The organism is Lentzea sp. NPDC058436 (genome assembly GCF_042721515.1).
Taxonomy (GTDB): Bacteria; Actinomycetota; Actinomycetes; order Mycobacteriales; family Pseudonocardiaceae; genus Lentzea.
Map to the genome: position 1 here is coordinate 111,393 of NZ_JBHXLF010000014.1, position 18,147 is coordinate 129,539.

Annotated in this window: 17 protein-coding genes and 2 tRNA genes; 6 read left to right on the forward strand and 13 right to left on the reverse strand. The window is 69.3% G+C overall.

Annotation, left to right across the window (positions count from 1 at the left end; translation table 11 throughout):
* The first annotated feature begins 116 nt into the window (after positions 1-116).
* The gene (locus tag ACFWN2_RS34100; protein WP_382434504.1) at positions 117-1,088 is read left to right on the forward strand and encodes a hypothetical protein; all 972 of its coding nucleotides are present in this window, start codon (positions 117-119) and stop codon (positions 1,086-1,088) included.
* Between the two features lie 486 nt (positions 1,089-1,574).
* Here the strand turns inward: ACFWN2_RS34100 and ACFWN2_RS34105 are convergent, their stop codons facing one another.
* Complete coding sequence (locus ACFWN2_RS34105) at positions 1,575-3,317, reverse strand: proline--tRNA ligase (protein ID WP_382434506.1); 1,743 nt, start codon at positions 3,315-3,317, stop codon at positions 1,575-1,577.
* Positions 3,318-3,452: 135 nt separating this feature from the next.
* Here ACFWN2_RS34105 and ACFWN2_RS34110 point away from each other — a divergent pair, with 135 nt between their 5' ends.
* Positions 3,453-3,812, forward strand: a complete 360-nt coding sequence (locus ACFWN2_RS34110; RefSeq protein ID WP_382434508.1) for a VOC family protein — start codon at positions 3,453-3,455, stop codon at positions 3,810-3,812.
* On the opposite strand, the gene ACFWN2_RS34115 is transcribed toward ACFWN2_RS34110, so the two are convergent.
* Positions 3,809-4,765 (reverse strand): GNAT family N-acetyltransferase, encoded by a 957-nt coding sequence (locus ACFWN2_RS34115; RefSeq protein WP_382434510.1) that lies wholly within the window; start codon positions 4,763-4,765, stop codon positions 3,809-3,811. The two genes, ACFWN2_RS34110 and ACFWN2_RS34115, sit on opposite strands and share 4 nt — an antisense overlap.
* Positions 4,766-4,851: 86 nt before the next feature.
* Here ACFWN2_RS34115 and ACFWN2_RS34120 point away from each other — a divergent pair, with 86 nt between their 5' ends.
* A complete protein-coding gene (locus tag ACFWN2_RS34120; protein WP_382434512.1) occupies positions 4,852-5,607 on the forward strand; it encodes an SAM-dependent methyltransferase in 756 nt (251 codons plus the stop codon).
* A gap of 612 nt (positions 5,608-6,219) precedes the next feature.
* Here ACFWN2_RS34120 and ACFWN2_RS34125 read toward each other — a convergent pair.
* The 3 genes from ACFWN2_RS34125 to ACFWN2_RS34135 all read right to left on the reverse strand — a co-directional run bounded on the left by ACFWN2_RS34125 (position 6,220) and on the right by ACFWN2_RS34135 (position 7,718).
* Positions 6,220-6,291: transfer RNA gene (locus ACFWN2_RS34125), tRNA-Lys, on the reverse strand.
* Positions 6,292-6,297: 6 nt separating this feature from the next.
* Positions 6,298-6,370: transfer RNA gene (locus tag ACFWN2_RS34130), tRNA-Gln, on the reverse strand.
* Positions 6,371-6,386: 16 nt separating this feature from the next.
* Positions 6,387-7,718, reverse strand: coding sequence for a hypothetical protein (locus tag ACFWN2_RS34135; RefSeq protein WP_382434514.1), 1,332 nt, complete (start codon positions 7,716-7,718; stop codon positions 6,387-6,389).
* Between the two features lie 60 nt (positions 7,719-7,778).
* Between ACFWN2_RS34135 and yaaA the strand changes: the two genes are divergently transcribed.
* From yaaA to ACFWN2_RS34150, 3 genes are all read left to right on the forward strand, one after another.
* Positions 7,779-8,507, forward strand: coding sequence for a peroxide stress protein YaaA (gene yaaA, locus ACFWN2_RS34140; protein WP_382434515.1), 729 nt, complete (start codon positions 7,779-7,781; stop codon positions 8,505-8,507).
* Positions 8,508-8,715: 208 nt separating this feature from the next.
* Positions 8,716-9,684, forward strand: coding sequence for a serine protein kinase RIO (locus tag ACFWN2_RS34145; RefSeq protein ID WP_382434516.1), 969 nt, complete (start codon positions 8,716-8,718; stop codon positions 9,682-9,684).
* Positions 9,685-9,916: 232 nt separating this feature from the next.
* Positions 9,917-11,461 carry a DEAD/DEAH box helicase gene (locus tag ACFWN2_RS34150; RefSeq protein ID WP_382434517.1) on the forward strand — a complete coding sequence of 515 codons (1,545 nt, stop codon included), beginning with the start codon at positions 9,917-9,919 and terminating at the stop codon, positions 11,459-11,461.
* Between the two features lie 59 nt (positions 11,462-11,520).
* Here ACFWN2_RS34150 and ACFWN2_RS34155 read toward each other — a convergent pair whose 3' ends face one another.
* From ACFWN2_RS34155 to ACFWN2_RS34190, 8 genes are all read right to left on the reverse strand, one after another.
* Positions 11,521-11,946: a hypothetical protein gene (locus ACFWN2_RS34155; RefSeq protein ID WP_382434518.1), complete on the reverse strand. Its 426-nt coding sequence runs from the start codon at positions 11,944-11,946 to the stop codon at positions 11,521-11,523.
* Entirely contained in the window at positions 11,943-12,494 is a 552-nt protein-coding gene (locus ACFWN2_RS34160) for an RNA polymerase sigma factor (RefSeq protein WP_382434520.1), read from the reverse strand. Before ACFWN2_RS34160 ends, ACFWN2_RS34155 begins: the two co-directional genes overlap by 4 nt.
* Complete coding sequence (locus ACFWN2_RS34165; RefSeq protein ID WP_382434522.1) at positions 12,491-12,679, reverse strand: hypothetical protein; 189 nt, start codon at positions 12,677-12,679, stop codon at positions 12,491-12,493. Before ACFWN2_RS34165 ends, ACFWN2_RS34160 begins: the two co-directional genes overlap by 4 nt.
* A 74-nt stretch (positions 12,680-12,753) precedes the next feature.
* Positions 12,754-13,671 (reverse strand): hypothetical protein, encoded by a 918-nt coding sequence (locus tag ACFWN2_RS34170; protein ID WP_382434524.1) that lies wholly within the window; start codon positions 13,669-13,671, stop codon positions 12,754-12,756.
* Between the two features lie 121 nt (positions 13,672-13,792).
* Positions 13,793-15,001 carry a uroporphyrinogen-III C-methyltransferase gene (gene cobA / locus ACFWN2_RS34175; RefSeq protein WP_382434526.1) on the reverse strand — a complete coding sequence of 403 codons (1,209 nt, stop codon included), beginning with the start codon at positions 14,999-15,001 and terminating at the stop codon, positions 13,793-13,795.
* Between the two features lie 51 nt (positions 15,002-15,052).
* Positions 15,053-15,766 carry a PIG-L deacetylase family protein gene (locus tag ACFWN2_RS34180; protein ID WP_382434528.1) on the reverse strand — a complete coding sequence of 238 codons (714 nt, stop codon included), beginning with the start codon at positions 15,764-15,766 and terminating at the stop codon, positions 15,053-15,055.
* Between the two features lie 42 nt (positions 15,767-15,808).
* Positions 15,809-16,585 (reverse strand): S1 family peptidase, encoded by a 777-nt coding sequence (locus tag ACFWN2_RS34185; RefSeq protein WP_382434530.1) that lies wholly within the window; start codon positions 16,583-16,585, stop codon positions 15,809-15,811.
* Positions 16,586-16,708: 123 nt separating this feature from the next.
* A complete protein-coding gene (locus ACFWN2_RS34190; RefSeq protein ID WP_382434532.1) occupies positions 16,709-18,079 on the reverse strand; it encodes a M36 family metallopeptidase in 1,371 nt (456 codons plus the stop codon).
* Between the last annotated feature and the right edge of the window lie 68 nt (positions 18,080-18,147).

Sequence of the window (18,147 nt, forward strand, 5' to 3'; positions counted from 1 at the left end):
TAACTCCTTAGTTCATCAAGCGTTGAATTTAACCGGCACGCTACGCCCAGGACGTCAGCCAGGTCAACGCTTGATGAATTAAGCCGCTGTCAGACCCACCAGGTACCGTTTCGCCCGTGACGTACCCAGGTGGCGGCGGGCAGGGCGGCTGGAACGACCAGCAGGGCTGGGGCCAGCAACAACAGGGTGACTATCAGAGCGGTGGCTACCAGACGGGCGGCTATCCGCAGACGGGTGGTTTCCCGCAGCAGGGCGGCTACACCGACCAGAACCAGTTCCCGCAGCAGGGCTACGGCGGGTACGGCGGCCTCGGCGTGTACGGCGGCTTCGACAACGAGCCGCCGAAGAAGAGCAACAAGACGCTCTGGCTGGTGATCGGCGCCGTCGTCCTGGTGCTGCTCGTCGGCGGCGGCATCACGTGGCTGCTGGTCTCGCAGTCGGGCTCTGGCGGCACCACGGCACAGCCGACGACGTCCACCACGACCAGCACCTCAGCGCAGCCGACGGACGCCGCGTGCCCGAAGAACGAGGGCGTGCAGTGCGTCGAGACGGCGCTCGGCTACAACTACGAGGTCCCGAAGACCTGGGACGTCATCGCCGACGCCAAGGTGCCGGTGGAGGGCATCCCGGGCATCTCGCTGTCCGGCATCACCACCTACGGCGACTACACGTGCGAGGGCAAGCCGTTCACCAAGGGCACCAACGGCGGCACGCTGCTCCCCAAGAGCGACATCAACAAGGCGGCCACCGACTTCACCAAGGCCCTCGCCGCGCAGTACTACTCGTCCGGCGGCGACCCCAAGGTCTCCACGACCGAGCCCAAGCCGGTGAAGATCCAGCACACCCAGAAGGACGGCAAGAAGGTCACCATCGACGGCGTGCAGGTCGACGCCACCGTCACCCAGACCGGCAACAAGTGCCTGGCCGGCAAGGGAATGGTCAAGGTCGTGGTGCTCAACGGCAGCAACAAGCTGCACGTCCTCGCCGTGAACGGCGACCTGGAGGGCGGCGGAGGCGGCGCCACCCCGCCGTTGCTCAAGGAGGCCGACCTCCAGAAGATGGTCGACTCGCTGATCCCGACCTCGTAACCGCGCGTTGACCTCGTAATCCCGCGTTCCACGCCGCCGCGTCGAGGGCCGCCAGCGACCCTCACCGGCAACTGAACCGCGCCCTCTCCTGTGCCCGCTCGCTCAAACGCGCCACCTGCCGCGGGCCGAGCCACCGCCACAGACTGTCGGCTCAGGCCTCAGCCGCGCCTTCGTCACAGGCCGCTGCCCTCGCCGCCTGGCCACACCGCCCCAGCCACCTTCACAGGCAGCCGCCTCGTCAACCCAGCCACCGGCGGAGCCGCCCCACAAGCCCGGCCCCCATCCCGCGGCTCTGCCCCACAAACCCGCTCCCCCAGCCCCGCGGCCCCCACAAGCCCGCTCCCCATCCGCAGCCCACCCCACATGCCGCTCCCCCAACCCCGCAGTCCCGCGGCACCAACCCACTCCCCGTCCCCGCGGTCCCGCCCCCACAAACGCCGAACGCCGGACCGCGCCCCAGCGCAGCCCGGCGTCCGATCACCGATCTCAGCCCGTGACGACCCGCACCAGGTGGTCGACGGCCTCCGCCACCGGCACCTCGACGCGCTCGCCCGAGCGGCGGTCCTTGACCTCGACGTTGCCGTCCTTCAACCCGCGGCCGATCACCAGGATCGTCGGGATGCCGACGAGCTCGGCGTCCGCGAACTTCACGCCGGGGCTCGCCTTGCGGTCGTCCAGCAGCACCTTGAGGCCCTTGGCGCTGAGCTGCTTCGCGAAGTCCTCGCCCGCGTTCAGCAGCGTCTCGTCCTTGCCTGCCACCACGACGTGGACGTCGGCGGGCGCGACGTTGCGGGGCCAGATCAGGCCGCGGTCGTCGTGCGACTGCTCCGCGATGGCCGCGACGAGCCGCGAGACGCCGACGCCGTACGAGCCCATGGTGATGCGGACGGGCTTGGAGTCCGGGCCGAGCGCGTCGAGCGAGAACGCGTCCGCGTACTTGCGGCCGAGCTGGAAGATGTGGCCGATCTCGATGCCGCGTGCGGCGACCAGCACGCCCTTGCCGTCCGGGGACGCGTCGCCCTCGCGGACCTCGGCGACGTCGATGACGCCGTCGGGCGTGAAGTCGCGGCCCGCCACCAGGTCGACGACGTGGTGGTCGGCCTTGTCGGCGCCGGTCACCCACGCGGTGCCCGTGACGACACGGGGATCGGCGAGGAAGCGGATGCCGTTCGCCTGGATCGCGCCCGGACCGATGTACCCCTTGACCAGGAACGAGTTCTTGGCGAAGTCGGCCTCGTCGACCATCGCGACCTCGGCGGGCTCCAGCGCCGCCTCCAGGCGCTTGAAGTCGACCTCGCGGTCACCGGGGACGGCGACGGCGAGCAGCTCCCAGTCCTTGCCGGGGTGCTTGAGCTTCACGAGGACGTTCTTCAACGTGTCCGCCGCGGTGAACTTGCGGTCGGTGTTGGCGTTGAGGAAGTCGACCAGCGTCTCGATGGTGGGCGTCGCCGGCGTGTGGTGCACCTGCGCGGCGGGCTTGTCGTCGATCGACTGCTCGGCGGGCGCGGGCGTCGCGACGGCCTCGACGTTCGCCGCGTAGCCCGACTCGGTGCTGCGCACGAACGTGTCCTCGCCCGTCTCGGCGACGGCCAGGAACTCCTCGGACGCCGAGCCGCCCATCGCGCCGGACGTGGCGGAGACGATCACGTACTCCAGGCCGAGCCGGTCGAAGATGCGGATGTAGGCGTCGCGGTGGTTCTTGTACGACTCGCTTAGGCCCTCGTCGGTGAGGTCGAACGAGTACGAGTCCTTCATCAGGAACTCGCGGCCGCGCAGGATGCCCGCGCGGGGACGCGCCTCGTCGCGGTACTTGGTCTGGATCTGGTACAGCGTGACGGGGTAGTCCTTGTACGAGCTGTACTCACCCTTCACGGTGAGGGTGAACATCTCCTCGTGCGTGGGACCGAGGAGGTAGTCGGCGCCCTTGCGGTCCTTGAGGCGGAACAGGTTGGGGCCGTACTCGGTCCACCGGTTCGTCGCCTCGTAGGGCTCCTTGGGCAGCAGCGCGGGGAACTGGATCTCCTGCGCGCCGAAGGCGTCCATCTCCTCGCGGACGACGGCCTCGATGTTGCGCAGGACCTTGAGCCCCAGCGGCAGCCAGGTGTACCCGCCCGGCGCGACGCGGCGGACGTAGCCGGCGCGCACCAGCAGCTTGTGGCTGGGCACTTCGGCGTCCGCCGGATCCTCGCGAAGGGTGCGCAGGAACAGCGACGACATCCTGGTGATCACGGTGGGTACTCCTCGTTCACGGGCAGTTGAAACAGCGTACTGGTTGGGCGTTCCCCGAAATCGCGCGCGGTGCTTCACTTGGGCTCTGACCTGCGACGACAGGAATTGTCAGACCCCCTGAGTAGCGTCCTTCCCATGCCGCTGACCATTGAGATGATCACGATCGACACGGGCGACGCGCGCAAGCTCGCGGAGTTCTGGACGGCCGCCCTGGGCACCACGATCCAGAACGACTGGGGTGAGTTCATCGTGCTCGCGCCGAACACCGGGTCCGGCCCGGCGCTCGCCTTCCAGCAGGTGCCGGACGCCACGCCGGGCAAGAACAGAGTCCACTTCGACTCGCACGTGCCCGACCGCCTGGCGGAGGTCGCGCGGCTGGAGGCCCTCGGTGCCACGGAGGTCGGGGTGCACAGCGTTCCCGGCCTGGTGTGGTCCGTGCTGGCCGACCCGGACGGCAACCAGTTCTGCGTCGGCCAGGCCGGCGAAGAGCTCTAAAGCGCGACCGGAAGCCCGTAGTCGACCCAGGTCCGCGCCACCTCGAACCCGGCGCGCTCGTACAGGCCGAGCGCTCCGGTCGAGTTGGCCGTGTCCACGGAGAGTCCCGCGCGCTGGTAGCCCTTCTCCGCACCCTGAGCCAGCGTGCGGCCCAGCAGTGCCGAGGCGACCCCGCGCCCGCGGTGCTCGTCCAGGGTGCCGACGTCCCCGATCCACAGCTCGCGCACGCCGGTCATCTCCTCGACGACCGGGTAGTGCCGCGCGAGCACGAAGCCGACCACGGCGCCCTGTGAGAGCGCCAGGAAGGAGGACTCCGGAACGAACCTGGGGCTGTCGGTGAACGACGCCGCCCATTCCTGGGGGCTGCGCTCGACCGAGCCCCAGTGCCGCGCGAACGCCGCGTTGCAGACCAGCCTGGCCTCTTCGTCACGAGCAGCGGAGAACGGCACGATCTCGTAGCCGGACGGGATCGGCGCCTGGGCGAGTGACTCGCCCAGTGCCACCTCCAGCTCGTAGAAGTGGCGGTCGGCGCTGTAGCCGAGCTTCTCGACCAGCGCGATGTGCCCCGCAGAACGGCTCTCCACCATGGTGCACACGATGAGCGGCATGCCTGGATGCCGCGCGAAGTGGAGTACCCGTGCCAGCTCCGCGAGACGGGGCAGGAGCCGCAGTCCAATGCCCCGACGCCGGAACTCGGGGTGCACGACCCCGTCGAGCCGGACGCGGTGCGTGCCCACGGGGTTGTCGCGCAACGCGACAAGTCCATAGCCCGCAAGCCTTTCGCCCGCGAGCACGGCCACCGACCCGCCGAGCAGGTCGGTCTCGCGGAACGTCTCGGCGAAGTCCTCTTCGGACAACAGCTCGCCGGTGTCGTCGACCGCCTCGGCCGCGTTGTAGAGCGCGGCCACCTCTGGGATGTCCGCTGTCGTGAGCGGGCGCCACACGAGTTCCACGCCAACTGAAGCTACGGGGAGGTGCTGAGCCCGACAACTGAATAACGCGTTGCCACGAAGACGCCATCAAGGCCATTCTGCGAGCGATGACGCCACCAAAGATCGCACCGCTGTACGAGGACGTGACGTTCCACGGACCGCTGTCCGAGGAACGAGCGGCCCGCCTGATCCGCTCACTGATGCCGCTCGACCACGCCCACGTGCTGGACCTGGGCTGCGGCTGGGCGGAGTTCCTCCTGCGGACCCTGGAGGCCGCGCCCACAGCCACCGGCACCGGTGTCGACCGCAACGCCGTCGACATCGCACAGGCTCAAGCCAACGCCGACGCACGAGGCCTGGCCGACCGCGTCGACCTGGTGGTGGCCGACGTGGGCGAGTGGCGCCCGGACAGGCAGGCCGACGCCGTCATCGTGAACGGCGCCAGCCAGGTGTGGGGCGGAGACCCGTTGCAGCACACGGCGAACGCGCTGACAGAGGCCAGGAAGCTGCTCAAGCCGGGAGGCCGTTTCCTGCTGGGCGAGGGCTTCTGGCAACGGGAACCCACCGAGGCCCACCTGGCCGCGATGCCGGTCCCCCGCGACCAGTACGGCTCGCTGGCAGACCTCGTGGACCTGGCCCACAACCACGGCTACCGCCTGCTGGCCGCCGAACAGGCGAGCCTCGACGAGTGGGACGTGTTCGAGAACGGCCACGGCCGGGCCTGGGAACGCTGGCTGCGCGACAACCCGGACTCCGAGCACGCCGCCGACATCAGGGCGAAGGCCGACAGGCAACGCGGCTGGCGGCTGCGGGGGTGGCGCGAGACGATGGGCCTCGCCTACCTGACGCTGCAGGCACCCTGACCGACGCTGCCACGGCAGGCCGAACGACACCGGCTCTCGGGCGTGCCTCGGGCGGCCGGTGCGGTCACCTGCCACCGCAGGACGAACCACGCCTGCTCTCACGACTGCCCCAGACAGCCGGCGCACTCACCTGCCATCGCTGGCCGAACCACACTGACCCCTGACCTGCCCCAGGCAACCAGCGCGCTCACACCTGCCACGCCTCGCGCCCCGGCTTCTCCGCCCGACACCGAACGGCGGTTCGCGGCCGGCTCAACGCCGTGCGACCAAAGCGCGCCACCCTGCCGCCTAAAGCGACACCTGCCGAACACATCGCCACACAGCGCACGCCGCACCTACGCGACACATGCCATACACACCACCCACGCGGCACACGCCGCACCTACGCGACACGCGCCATACGCAGCACCCACGCGGCACACACCGCACCCAAGCGGCACATGCCACACACGCCACCCACGCGGTACACCGCCGCACCCAAGCGACACATGCCATACACACCACCCACGCGGTGCACCGCCTCACCCAAGGCGACACGTGCCGCACCCTCCGCCCACAGCGGCGAGTGCGGCACGCCCACCAAGACCACCTGCCGTAGCAGGCGTCCCCAAGGGAACACGGCCGGGCTCGAACCGGCGTCCCTCCGGATGAAGAGCCGGAGCTCTACCACTGAGCTACGCGTTCCAAGCGTCCGGCGGGCCGGGCTCGAACCGGCGTCCACCCGGTCCCAGAGCCGGGCGCTCCACCACTGAGCTACCACCGAACGCCCTCCAGCCTGCTCAGCCCGAAGCGTCCTGTCCACCGAATTCCGAAGTGCGCACCGGCTTGCCGCTGAACACGCGCGCACCCCGCAAAGCCATGGCCCACAACGGATCCGACACCGCCACGCCGTGCACGAGCTCCGGGGTCGGCCGGAAGCGCGCGATCAACGTGTGCTTGCGCGGCGCGGTCCAGGAGCGTGCCGGGTCCACACCGTGCGCACGGCAGGCCGCCTCGACGTCCTGACGGGTGCACGTCGCGACCCCGTCGAGCACCTCCCACGGCAGCGGCAACGCGGCCCACACGGCCGTGTCGGGGTGCAGGCCTCCGCCCGTCTCCCGGTGCCACCAGGCGAGGTCGGCCGCCATCACCCGCATCGCCTTGCCCGGCCAGGCCGTGTCGAGCAGCGACGTGAGGCCCGCCGCGTGCAGGCAGGTGATCCACGCCGTGCGGGCGGTGTTGTAGGCGCCGGCGTAGGCGTTCCAGGTGGACGAGTCGACGCCGGAGCGCACGATCATGGTCGTGCGGTCCACATCGGACCCGCGCCACAGGTCGCCGAGCACCGACGCGAGCGCACGGGTCGCCGCCGACCACCGGCCGAGCAGCGAGCCGAGCTGTTCGGCCGTCAGGTGACGCAGGACGTTCCAGGCCGGGTGCGCCAGCGCGATCATCTCCCAGTCCGTGCCGGTAGAAGCACGGCAGCGCGCGAAGAGCACGTCGGCCACCTGGTCGAACGGGTTCTCGCGGCCCGCGAGGCTGAACTCGCGGCGCAGCTTGCGGCGGGCCGTGAAGTAGGCGACGAAGCAGGCCGCGCCGACGTCCGCGCGGAAGCGGTCGCGGTCGATCGCGCCCACGAATCCCGCGGACGCCAGCAGCGTCGCGCGGCGCAGTTCCTGGGCGCGGCCGAGGCGGTCCGCCTTGGCGGAAAGCCTGCGCAGCATGCGGAAGCGGCGGTTGTACTGCCGCTTCGACAGCTCGACGCCTGCCGACGCGCGGGCCTCGCGGTTCAGCCGGTCGGCGAGGAAGTCCGTGCGCGAGGGGTCCCAGCCGATGCCGGCGCCGGCCAGCGCCGCGAACTCCAGCACCGACACCGGGTCCTCGGCGTCCACGTCACCGTCCACGGCGAACAGGCGGCGGGTGGCGGCGACCTGTCGCGCGGCTCCGACCGGGCGGGCGTAGTCGTCGCTCATCCCGGAGAAGCCGTGCCACCGCGACGCGTGCGCCGCGACGCCGCCGATCACCACGCGCTCCCGGCGCGTCGGGTTCGGCAGCGCCTCCAGCACGAGGACCGCCACCTCCTCGGGGCGCGGCCGGGCGTCGAGCGAGCGGTACAGGCGGTCGAGTGCGTCCACGCCTTCCAGGTGACCACGCCCTGTCCAGCTGTTTTCGTGCTTTGCCCTACGCTTTCGACCGTGCTGGTGCTGCTTCCCCCGTCGGAGACCAAGGCGATCGGCGGCGAGGGCGCGCCGCTCGACCTCGACGCGCTGTCGTTCCCCGAGCTCAACCCCGTGCGCGACAAGCTGGTGTCCGCGCTGGCCGATCTCGCGAAGAACGTCCCGGCGAGCCTCAAGGCGCTCGACATCTCCGAACGCCAGGTCGACGAGGTGCACCGCAACGGGCGGCTGCGCTCGTCGGAGACGACGCCCGCGCTGCTGCGCTACACCGGCGTGCTCTACGACAACCTCGACTTCCCCTCGCTCAAGAAGGCCGAGAAGGAACGCGCCTACCAGCGGCTCGCGGTCGCGTCGGCCCTGTTCGGGGCGGTCCGCGGCGGCGATCCGGTGCCCGCGTACCGGTTGTCCGGCGGCAGCGTGCTGCCCGACCACGGCAGCCTGCGCACGCTGTGGAAGCCCTCGCTGGAGCCGGTGCTCAAGGACGCCGACGAGTTCGTCGTCGACCTCCGGTCCGGCGCGTACTCGAGCCTCGCGAAGATCCCGCACGCCGTCGTCGTCCGGGTGGTCACGAGCGAGGGCAAGGTCGTCAGCCACTTCAACAAGGCGCACAAGGGCCTGCTCGCCCGTGCCATCGCGAGGTCCAGCGCGGAGCCGAACGACCTGAAAGGCCTGGTCAAGCTCGCGCAGAAGGCCGGACTGACCATGGTCCCGACGGGTGCGAAGACCGCAGACCTGATCACGGATTAATTCGGTTGCGGGCACCAGAACCGCACGGCAAGCTCTCCCCCGAAGCGTGACAACGGAGCTGGATCGAGGAGGTGCGACATGTCAGAGCCTGTCTTTGGGCGCGGCACCGCACTCGCGACCCGTCCAGCCGCCCTTCGCGCCTGATCAGCACCGTTTGATCGCAGAGCGCCAGTGGGGCGGTCACCTTCAGATCTTGGGAGACCCCACCGTGCGCGAGCACGATCTCTACGAACGTTACGAATCTGCTTTCGAAGGCGCCGACGACACCATGCGGCGCAAGGGAAAGCGCACCACCAGTCGCGGCGACGACGCGGAACCCACGCGTCGCGGCCGCATGACCGAGGCCGAGAAGGTCCGCGTCGCACGAGTGCGCGAGGACCAGCTCAGCTCGGCCGACACCCCCGAGGACGGCGACCGCTGGTCCACGTGGGGCGATGCCGACCAGGGTCCGAAACCGCACCCGGCCTGGCTCATCACGGAACTGGCCGCGGTGGACCGCGAGCTGGGCATCGTGAAGACCGGCAAGGAGGCGGACGTCTTCCTGCTCGAACGCGCGATCGGCGACAGGGCGAGCCTGCTCGCCGCGAAGCGCTACCGCAGCAACGACCACCGGATGTTCCACCGCGACGCGGGGTACCTCGAGGGTCGTCGCATGAAGAAGTCCCGTGAGACGCGGGCAATCGCGAACCGCACGGCGTTCGGGCGCAACCTGATCGCCGAGCAGTGGGCGGTCGCGGAGTTCGCCGCACTCTCGAAGCTGTGGCAGATCGGCGCACCCGTGCCGTACCCGGTGCAGCGCAGCGGCACGGAGCTGCTGCTGGAGTTCGTCGGGGACGCCGAGGGCAACGCGGCTCCCCGGCTCGCGCAGACCCGTCCCGACGAGGACGAGCTGCTCGACCTGTGGCGTCAGCTGGTCGCGACGCTGTCGACGCTCGCGGAGGCGGGCATGACGCACGGCGACCTCTCGGCGTACAACCTGATGGTCCACGAAGGCAGGCTGATCATGATCGACCTGCCGCAGGTGGTCGATCTCGTCGCGAACCCCCGCGGCGTGGAGTTCCTCGACCGCGACGTCCGCAACGTCTGCGGCTGGTTCGCCTCCCGGGGCCTGCCGCCGGAGATCGGCGACCCGTCCTCGCTGGTGGCAACGCTGCTGGACGTGGCGGGTATGGCCTGACCCACGTTGCGCGTCCGGCCGTGTCCAACGACACTGCCGGGCGCGCGAGCGGTTGCCATTGATCAGCTAGACTGCAAGAGCACCGATGAAGGCTTGACGGCCGTTGACCGGTGCGTCCACCCACTCATTCAGGCGTGACCACCACGCCGGGCTCGTCCTTGTGAACTGGCACCGCGGCAAGCGCGGGGCAGCCTTGAGACGTGCCATGTCTCGGAGGTTTGTTTTGCCATCCATGTCCGAAGGTCGTTCCGAGCGCGGACAGAGCCGCAGGTCACCGCGGCGCCGCTCGGGTCGCCAGGGCAACTCCTCGCGTCCGCAGCAGCGGGTCGAGGAACCGATCGTCGCCGAGCACTTCGAGAGCACGCTGCCGGAAGGCCCGCTGCCCTCGTTCGCCGAGCTCGGCCTCTCCGACGCTTTGATCCGTTCGCTCGCCGCCAACGAGATCACCGAGCCGTTCCCCATCCAGGCGGCCACCCTTCCCGACTCGATGTCGGGCAAGGACATCCTCGGCCGCGGCCAGACCGGCTCCGGCAAGACGCTGGCGTTCGGCCTCGCGATGCTGACCCGCCTCGCGGGCGGCCGCTCGCTGCCGCACAAGCCGCGCGGCCTGATCCTCGTCCCGACGCGTGAGCTCGCGATGCAGGTGGAGACGGCGCTCATGCCGCACGCCCGCGCGCTGGGCCTGTGGTGCCGCGTGGTCGTCGGCGGCACGTCGTTCCCGCGTCAGATCGACCACCTGCGCCGCGGCGTCGACCTGCTGATCGCCACGCCGGGCCGGCTGTCCGACCACGTCCGCCAGGAGACCTGCGACCTGTCCCAGGTCGAGATCACCGCGCTGGACGAGGCCGACCAGATGGCGGACATGGGCTTCATGCCCCAGGTCCGCGCGATCCTCGACCTGACCCCGCAGGACGGGCAGCGCCTGCTGTTCTCCGCGACGCTCGACGGCGACGTGGACAAGCTGGTCCGCCAGTACCTGCACTCCCCGGTGACGCACTCGGTGGCCCCGCCGACCGCGAGCGTCACGACCATGGAGCACCACCTGCTGTTCGTGTCCGCCGAGGACAAGCAGACGGTGGTGACCGAGGTGGCCGCGCGCGAGGGCCGCACGATCATGTTCGTGCGCACCAAGCACCACGTCGACCGCCTCGCCAAGAAGCTCCGCTCGGTCGGCGTCCACGCGGGCGCCCTGCACGGCGGCAAGGCCCAGAGCGCGCGCACCCGCGTGCTCGGCGAGTTCCGCGAGGGCACCACGCCCGTCCTGATCGCGACGGACGTGGCGGCCCGCGGCATTCACGTCGACGACGTCTCGCTCGTCGTCCACGTCGACCCGCCGGCCGACCCGAAGGACTACCTGCACCGCGCGGGCCGCACGGCTCGCGCAGGCCAGTCCGGCACGGTCGTCACCCTGGTCACGCACGACCAGCGCCGCGCCGTCCAGGGCATGGCCCAGCGCGCGGGCATCCGCCCGGAGAGCACGAAGGTGCGCCCCGGCGACGACGACCTGGTCCGCATCACCGGCGCGCGCACGCCGTCGGGCGAGCCGATCATCGAGCGCGAGAAGCCGGCCCGCCGCAGCGGTGGCGGTCGCCGGTTCGGCGCTCCCGCCGCCGGTGGCAGCGGCCGCGGTGAGTACCGCGGTGGTTCGGGCAGGCGCACCGAGGGCGGCGAGTTCCGCGGTGGACCGCGCCGGTCGGAGCGGTCCGAGGGTGGCCGCGCGTTCGGGCGGACCGAGCGCAGCAGCGCGGGTCGTCCGCGCCGGGCGCCGCAGCACTGAGTTTGGTTCGACGGAGGCCGCTTCCCCGCTTCGGAGAGGCGGCCTTCGCCATGTTCTGGTCATTTCAGGTCACCATCTCGCACCAGATTCACCAGTTGAACGGCAAGAGACAACCCGAGGCAGAGAGACAGAGCCATCTCCAAGTCGTTCGTGAGCAGGTAGATCGACACCGCGACCACCAACGGGGCGAGCGACACCCACGCCGTCTGCGCTGGAGTTCGTTCTAGCGCTCGGCGGTCGCCTGGACGACGTTCGCGCGTGCGAGCATTCCTCGGCGGCCTCCCTGGAGCTGCCGTCTGCTTCGGACCGCCGGTACGCGGCCGAGCAGCTTCCTTCGGGATGGCTTCCGGCACAACGACCTTGGCCAGGAAGGCCGCTCGGAGGGCTGGGTCCTGACTGCGCGCGGTGAACATCCGCTTGAGCTCGTCGTCGAGGTCGTTCAAACGACGTGTGATCTCGTCTGGCCCGTGGTCGGGGCTGGTCATCGGTTCCTCCCCTCACCTGCAGTGTCGCGTTCGGACGGTTTCGATCTGCCCGTGAGGGCGCGGAGCGTGGCTCGTCCTCGACTGACACGTTGTTTGGCAGCGCTGACGCTCACGTCGCTGATCGTGGCGATCTCCTCGTAGGAGAGGCCGTCAGCGGCGAGGAGCACGGCTTCTCGCTGTTCCAGCGGAAGTTCTCCGAGTGCCTGCAACGTCTCCAACAGCTCGTACGCGACATGGGGTTCTGCCGCGTTCCATTGCGGAATCCCGAGCAGCAGATCGTCCTCGGAGACACAACGGCCGCGCTTGGAGACGATCTTCTTCGCCTCGTTCCCCACGACCTTGTACAACCAGCTTCGTTCGTTGTCGATCGGCTCCATGTCCGGACACCGGTGCAGGAGCTTGATGATCGAGTCGATGGCGACGTCTTCCGCTTCTGCGGTTGAACACCCCATCTTCACCGCGTACGCGGCCAACTTGGGGAGCCGCTCCTTGAGCAGAGTCAGGGCGTGCTCGGGATGCACGCCCTGACCACCAGCATCGTTGCTCACCGAACCTCCGGCTCCGCGATAGGCTGGATGTAGATCACCAGCCGGGAGCCGTCGGCCTTCTGGTCGTCGACCACGCCGCCGTCGGGCAGGTAGCGCAGCACTTCGACGTAGGTGCCGCGACGCTGCTTCTCCGCCGACGCACTGGCCGTGATGTCGAGCATGCGGTCGATCCACCCGATCGCCATTGCCACCTCCAGAAACTGTTCTCTTACATGAGTAAGAGCCCACAGAGCCCCGAAGGTGACAAAAGATCTTGAAATCAGGAGGGTCGCTTCCTGGTCCTGGAAGCGACCCTCGATCGTTCCGCTACGCGCTCACTTCCCGGCCACGCCTTGAACGTCCACTGCGCGGCCGAGCCGGAACAGGACGCCGCCGTCACCTTCCCGGACGCGTCCCGGTAGCACTTGGTGTTGTACTGCATGTCCGAGATCGTCTTGTTCGGGTTGATGGACCACTGCTGCGCCGGCCCGCCGTCGCACTTCCTCAGCAGCACCTTGCCCGAGGACAAGGTCGTGCACTGCTGCGGCGAGCCCTGTTCCATGAACGCGCCGTGGAACTTGAACTGCTGCGACACCGAGCCGTTGCACGTCGCGGTCGTCAGCTGGGCGCCGGAAGCGCCGCCCTGCAGGCACTTGCCGGTCGAGACGTTCTTGTACTCGCCGTTGGTGGTCTTGGGCTTGGCGCCGCCGTAGCACTCGCCGGTCGAGGTGTTGAAGATCGGCGTCGGGTCGACGGTGAGGTTCGACGGCGGGTTGAGGATGGTCTCCTCCATCACCGGCTTGCCGTCGTCGTGGTAGTTCGTCAGGGCGTCTTCGCAGTCGATGGCGTTCATGGCGTTGCCGCCCTTGCCGCCGATCCAGGCGTCGAAGTGCCAGAGCTTGGGGCCGCCGTTGGGGCCGTTGCCGTTCCAGTCCTGCTCGCACGAGGAACAGGAGTCCTCCATGACGAAGTACTTCTTCACGCGCGGGAAATAGATCTTCGTGCCCGGCTTGGCCTCTTTGCTGGAGGTGGCGAACGTGATCGGGTCGGACCACGTGCCCTTGCCGCCCGCCGTGTCGTGGAGGCCGGGGTAGGCGATGTCGCCGCCGGGCGGCGTGTTGTCGTACCAGCCGTAGAAGGTCCAGAAGACCTGTTGGGATGCCGCGTTGGCCGACACAGAACCAACCAAACCGGACATCGCTAGCAAAATTCCTGCCGCCAAAGACAGGGCGCGTTTCATTCGGGCCTCCGCGAACCGGTGGACTTGGCGGCGTGAATGCAGAGTCCACCGGCTTGGCGGCTTTTGTAAAGAAACTTATCTAACTATTTGCTGGAGCAATGTCGGCGACCGGGCCCACCACGATGATCGCCGGGGGACGAACCTCCCAGGCCTTCACGTCCGCGCCCAACGTGTCCAAAGTGGACCTGTAGACGCGCTGGGAGGCCGTGCTGCCCTCCTGGATCACGGCGACGGGGGTCGCGCCGGGGCGGCCTTCCATCAGTGCCGTGGCGAACGCACCGGCTCGTTCGACGGCCATCATCAACACGACGGTGCCCTGCAGCCGTGCGATCGCGGACCAGTCGACGAGAGAGCGCGGGTCGTCCGGTGCTACGTGACCGGAGACGACGACCACCTCGTGTGCTACTCCTCGGTGCGTGACCGGCACACCGGCCAACGCGGGCACGCCGAACGCCGACGTCACGCCCGGCACCACGGTCACGGGGATCCCGGCCTCGGCGCACGCCAGCAGCTCCTCGAAACCGCGCCCGAAGACGTACGGGTCGCCGCCCTTGAGCCGGACGACGAACTTGCCCTCCTTGGCGCGGTCGATCAGCGTCTGGTTGATGAACTCCTGCGTGGCCGCGCGCCCGTACGGGATCTTCGCGGCGTCCACGACCTCGACGTGCGCGGGCAGTTCCTCCAGCAGCTCGCGCGGTGCCAGCCGGTCCGCCACGACCACGTCGGCGTGTGCCAGCAAACGCTTGCCCTGCACGGTGATCAGCTCGGGGTCGCCGGGCCCGCCGCCCACCAGCGCTACGCCGACGGGCGGTGCGGCCTGGTCCGCGATGCGGCCGTCTCGCAACGCCGCCACGAGCCCGTCCCGCACGGAGGCCGACCGGCGGTGCTCACCGCCCGCGAGTACACCGATCAACATGCCGTCGTGCGTGCCCGTCGCCGGCGTGACGGCCGTGCCCTCCACGGCGATGTCCGCGCGCACGCAGAACACACGCTGCGAGAGTGCCTCCTCGCCGATCTGTGCGTTCACCTCGATGTTGGACGTGCACGCCACCACGTACCACGCGCCGTTGACGTCACCAGCCTCGAAACGCCTCTCGTGCCACGTCAGCTCACCCGCGTCGACCATGCCCTGCACGGCGGGTGTGACGGACGGCGACACGAGCTCGACGACGGCGCCGGACGCGATCAGGCGAGGCAGGCGGCGCTGCGCGACCGTGCCTCCGCCGACCACGAGGACGCGCCGGCCCCGGAGGTCGAGGCCGGCCAGGTAGTGCTGTTCAAAGGGCATGCGTAGAAGCATCCACACCGGACACGCCGTGTCCAGCCGAAGGGAACATGGTCACAGCTCCAGCAGCTCGAAAGAGGTCGCGAGCACTCCCCCGAAGCGCTTTCCCACCGCTTCCGCCATCGAACGGAGGAACGGTTCCGGGTCTGCCATGTCGCCGCTCAACGCCTCCAGGTACGCCTTGTGCGCGCGTAGCGAGGCCACGGAAGCGTCGAACGAGTCGGTGATGTCCACGGCGTGCGTCGCCAACGGCGAGGACGCCGCCGCCACGTACTTCACGCCTTCCCACTTCTCCAGACCGAGCTCCGGGAAGATCCACCGGTTGCCCGCGTCGCGCACCGCGTCGACGGCCGCGCGTCCGACGGCGATGTGGTCGGCCATGTTCAGCCCACCGCCGGGCCACGTCTCGCGGTAGTTGCCGGTGATCACGAACTCAGGGCGGTGGCGGCGAATGGCGGACGCGATGTCGCGCCGCAACGGGACGCCGTACTCGATCGTGCCGTCCGGGTGGTCCAGGAACTCGACCTCGGTCACGCCGACGGCCGCGCAGGACGCGATCTGCTCCTCGACCCTCAACGGCGCGCAGACGGCCGGATCCATCGAGTCGATGCCGTTCTCACCACGGCACGCGAGCAGGTACCTGATGTTCTTGCCTTGGCCGGTCCAACGCGCGATAGCGCCCGCACCGCCGTACTCCATGTCATCGGGATGAGCGACGACGACCAGCGCGCTCGACCAGTCCTCGGGCACCGCTTCCAGATCCGCCATGCGTGCAGGGTGCGCGCCGAGGCACGCACCCTGCAACACGGGTCAGAGCTGAGCAGTGATCACGTCGTAGTAGGTCGCGATGCGGCCGTACACGCCGGGGTAGCCGGCGCCGGCACAGCCGCGGCCCCACGAGGTGTCACCGATGAGCTTGCCGCCGTACACCAGCGGACCACCGGAGTCGCCCTGGCAGGTGTCGGTGCCGCCCTGCGGGAAGCCCGCGCAGATCATCGAGCTGTTGCTGTACTGCGGGTATGCGGTGCGGCAGGTCGCGTCGGACGTCAGCGGCACGTTGGCCTTGAGCAGGTAGCGCGAGGCGGAACCACCCGAGGAGGTGGTGCCCCAGCCGAGGATCAGCGCCGAGTTGCCCGCCGCGTACAGCGCGGTGTCGGACGGCGTGGCCAGCGGCAGGGTGGCCGAGCTGATGTTGCGGTCGAGCGTCAGCACGGCCACGTCGAAGCCGGCCGTCGCGCTGCGGTAGCTCGGGTGCACCCAGATCCGGGTGACGCTCGCGACCGTGCCCGCGGTGCTCTGCTTGTCGTCACGCCCGTGCACCACGCGGGTGCTGGACGCGGACCGGCCCGAGACGCAGTGCGCCGCGGTGACGACCTTGTTGGCCTTCACCAGCGTTCCACCGCAGAACTGGGAACCGGAGGTCGAGGCCAGGTAGACCACCCAGGGGTACGTCGAGGTGCTCGCCCGCGTGCCACCGACGATCATCGGCGAGACGTCGCCCGCGTTCGCGGCGGGAGCGACGAAGAAGATGCTCGCGAGAGCGGACACAACGACGGACACGATCAGGCGATGCAGGGTTTTCGCCATGTTGCCAGTCCTTCCCTATGACGCTGTGTGTGCAGGGTGTGAAGTAACGGCACACACAGCGTCATGGGCGGAGATTCGGCGGCGTAACCGCCATTAGTCGGACATGTCCGACTTCACAATTGACTACTTGAGGATTCCCCGCGCCTTGAAGGCGGCCGCGACGGTGGCGGCGTCCGCGTCACCGTAGAGCTTCTTCGCGGTCGCGACGGTCGCGTTCGCCGCCGCCTCGAACGTGGTCGACGGCGAGTACGAGAACTGCGACTCCAGCACGATCTTCGCCGACTTGTCCCGGCCGAACGCCTTGTAGACGTCCCACAGCGCCCGAGACCAGATCTGGCCGTCGAAGTGCACCTCGTTCTGGCGCTGGCTCACCGTCAGGTTCGTGTCGGTGCGGCGCAGGCAGTGCGGCGTCTCGGTCGTGTACGCCGTCGCGTCCCAGTCCATGATGCACGCCAACGGGGTCGTGGCCGTGTCCTGGGCGTCGCGGGAGGACATGATCAACGCCCACCAGTCGCCGAAGCCCTCCCCGATCGAGCCGCCGTCGAGGGATGAGCCGAAGCCGGGCACCTGGGCGTCCTGGATCGCGTGGCCGAGCTCGTGCCACACCACCTCGACGTCCTCGGCGTCGTCCACACCGCCCGTGCCGAACGTGATCTGGTCCTTGTTCGGGTCGTAGAACGAGTTGTCCTCGGTCAAGCCGAGCGTGGTGATCTTCTGCGCCTGGTTGTTGACGTTCGTGAACCCGAGGCTCTGGATGAACTTCTGCGCCTCCGTCACGCCCCAGTAGGCGTTGACCTGCTCGAAGAAGTCGTTGGCGCGCGTGTACTCGAACTTGTTGTTCTTGTTGTACGCGAGCTTGCTCTTGGCGCCGGTCAGCGTGGCGTACTTGCCCTTGAGGTACCCGGAACCGTCCAGATCGGACAGTGTGACCGTCTTGTACGCGGCCGCGGGAACGGCCGAGTCGGCGTCGTTGGCGTCCTTGAGGTTCTGGTTCTGCTGCGACGCCACGGGGTTCGGGCTGAACACCTTGCCGGTGCCGTTGGCGTGCTTGACCAGGCTCTCGGTCTTCACGACGGCGCCGGACTCCGCGTGCACCAGCGTGCGCTCGGATCCCTTGCCGTTGTCGGAGATCACCTCGTAGACGAGCCCGGTGCCGGGCAGCACCTTGAGGTTCGCGCCCTCCGGCGCGGAGACCTTGGTCTTCGCGTCCTCGGCGGTGACGGCGGGCGTGACGTCGACCGAGCCCAGGGCGAGGCGGCCGTCGTCCACGGTCTTCGCGCCGGTCGCCTTGTCGACGTGCTCGACGTAGTACGCGCCCAGCACGGGCTTGCCGTCGTAGGTCTGCTCGTACCAGGTGTGCGTGGCGGTCAGGGAGTCGCGAACGGCGAGCAGCCGCAGGCCTTCCTTCGGCGCGGCGGCCTGGGCGGTGATCGTCAGCAGGGACAGTGCGACGCCGGCGGTGCAGGCGACAGCGACGAGACGACGGGCTCTCATGCCGGTCTCCAGTGCTTTCGGGCCCGGTGCAGGGGTGGGCCGTGTGCATGGCGACGCTAATCGGGAGA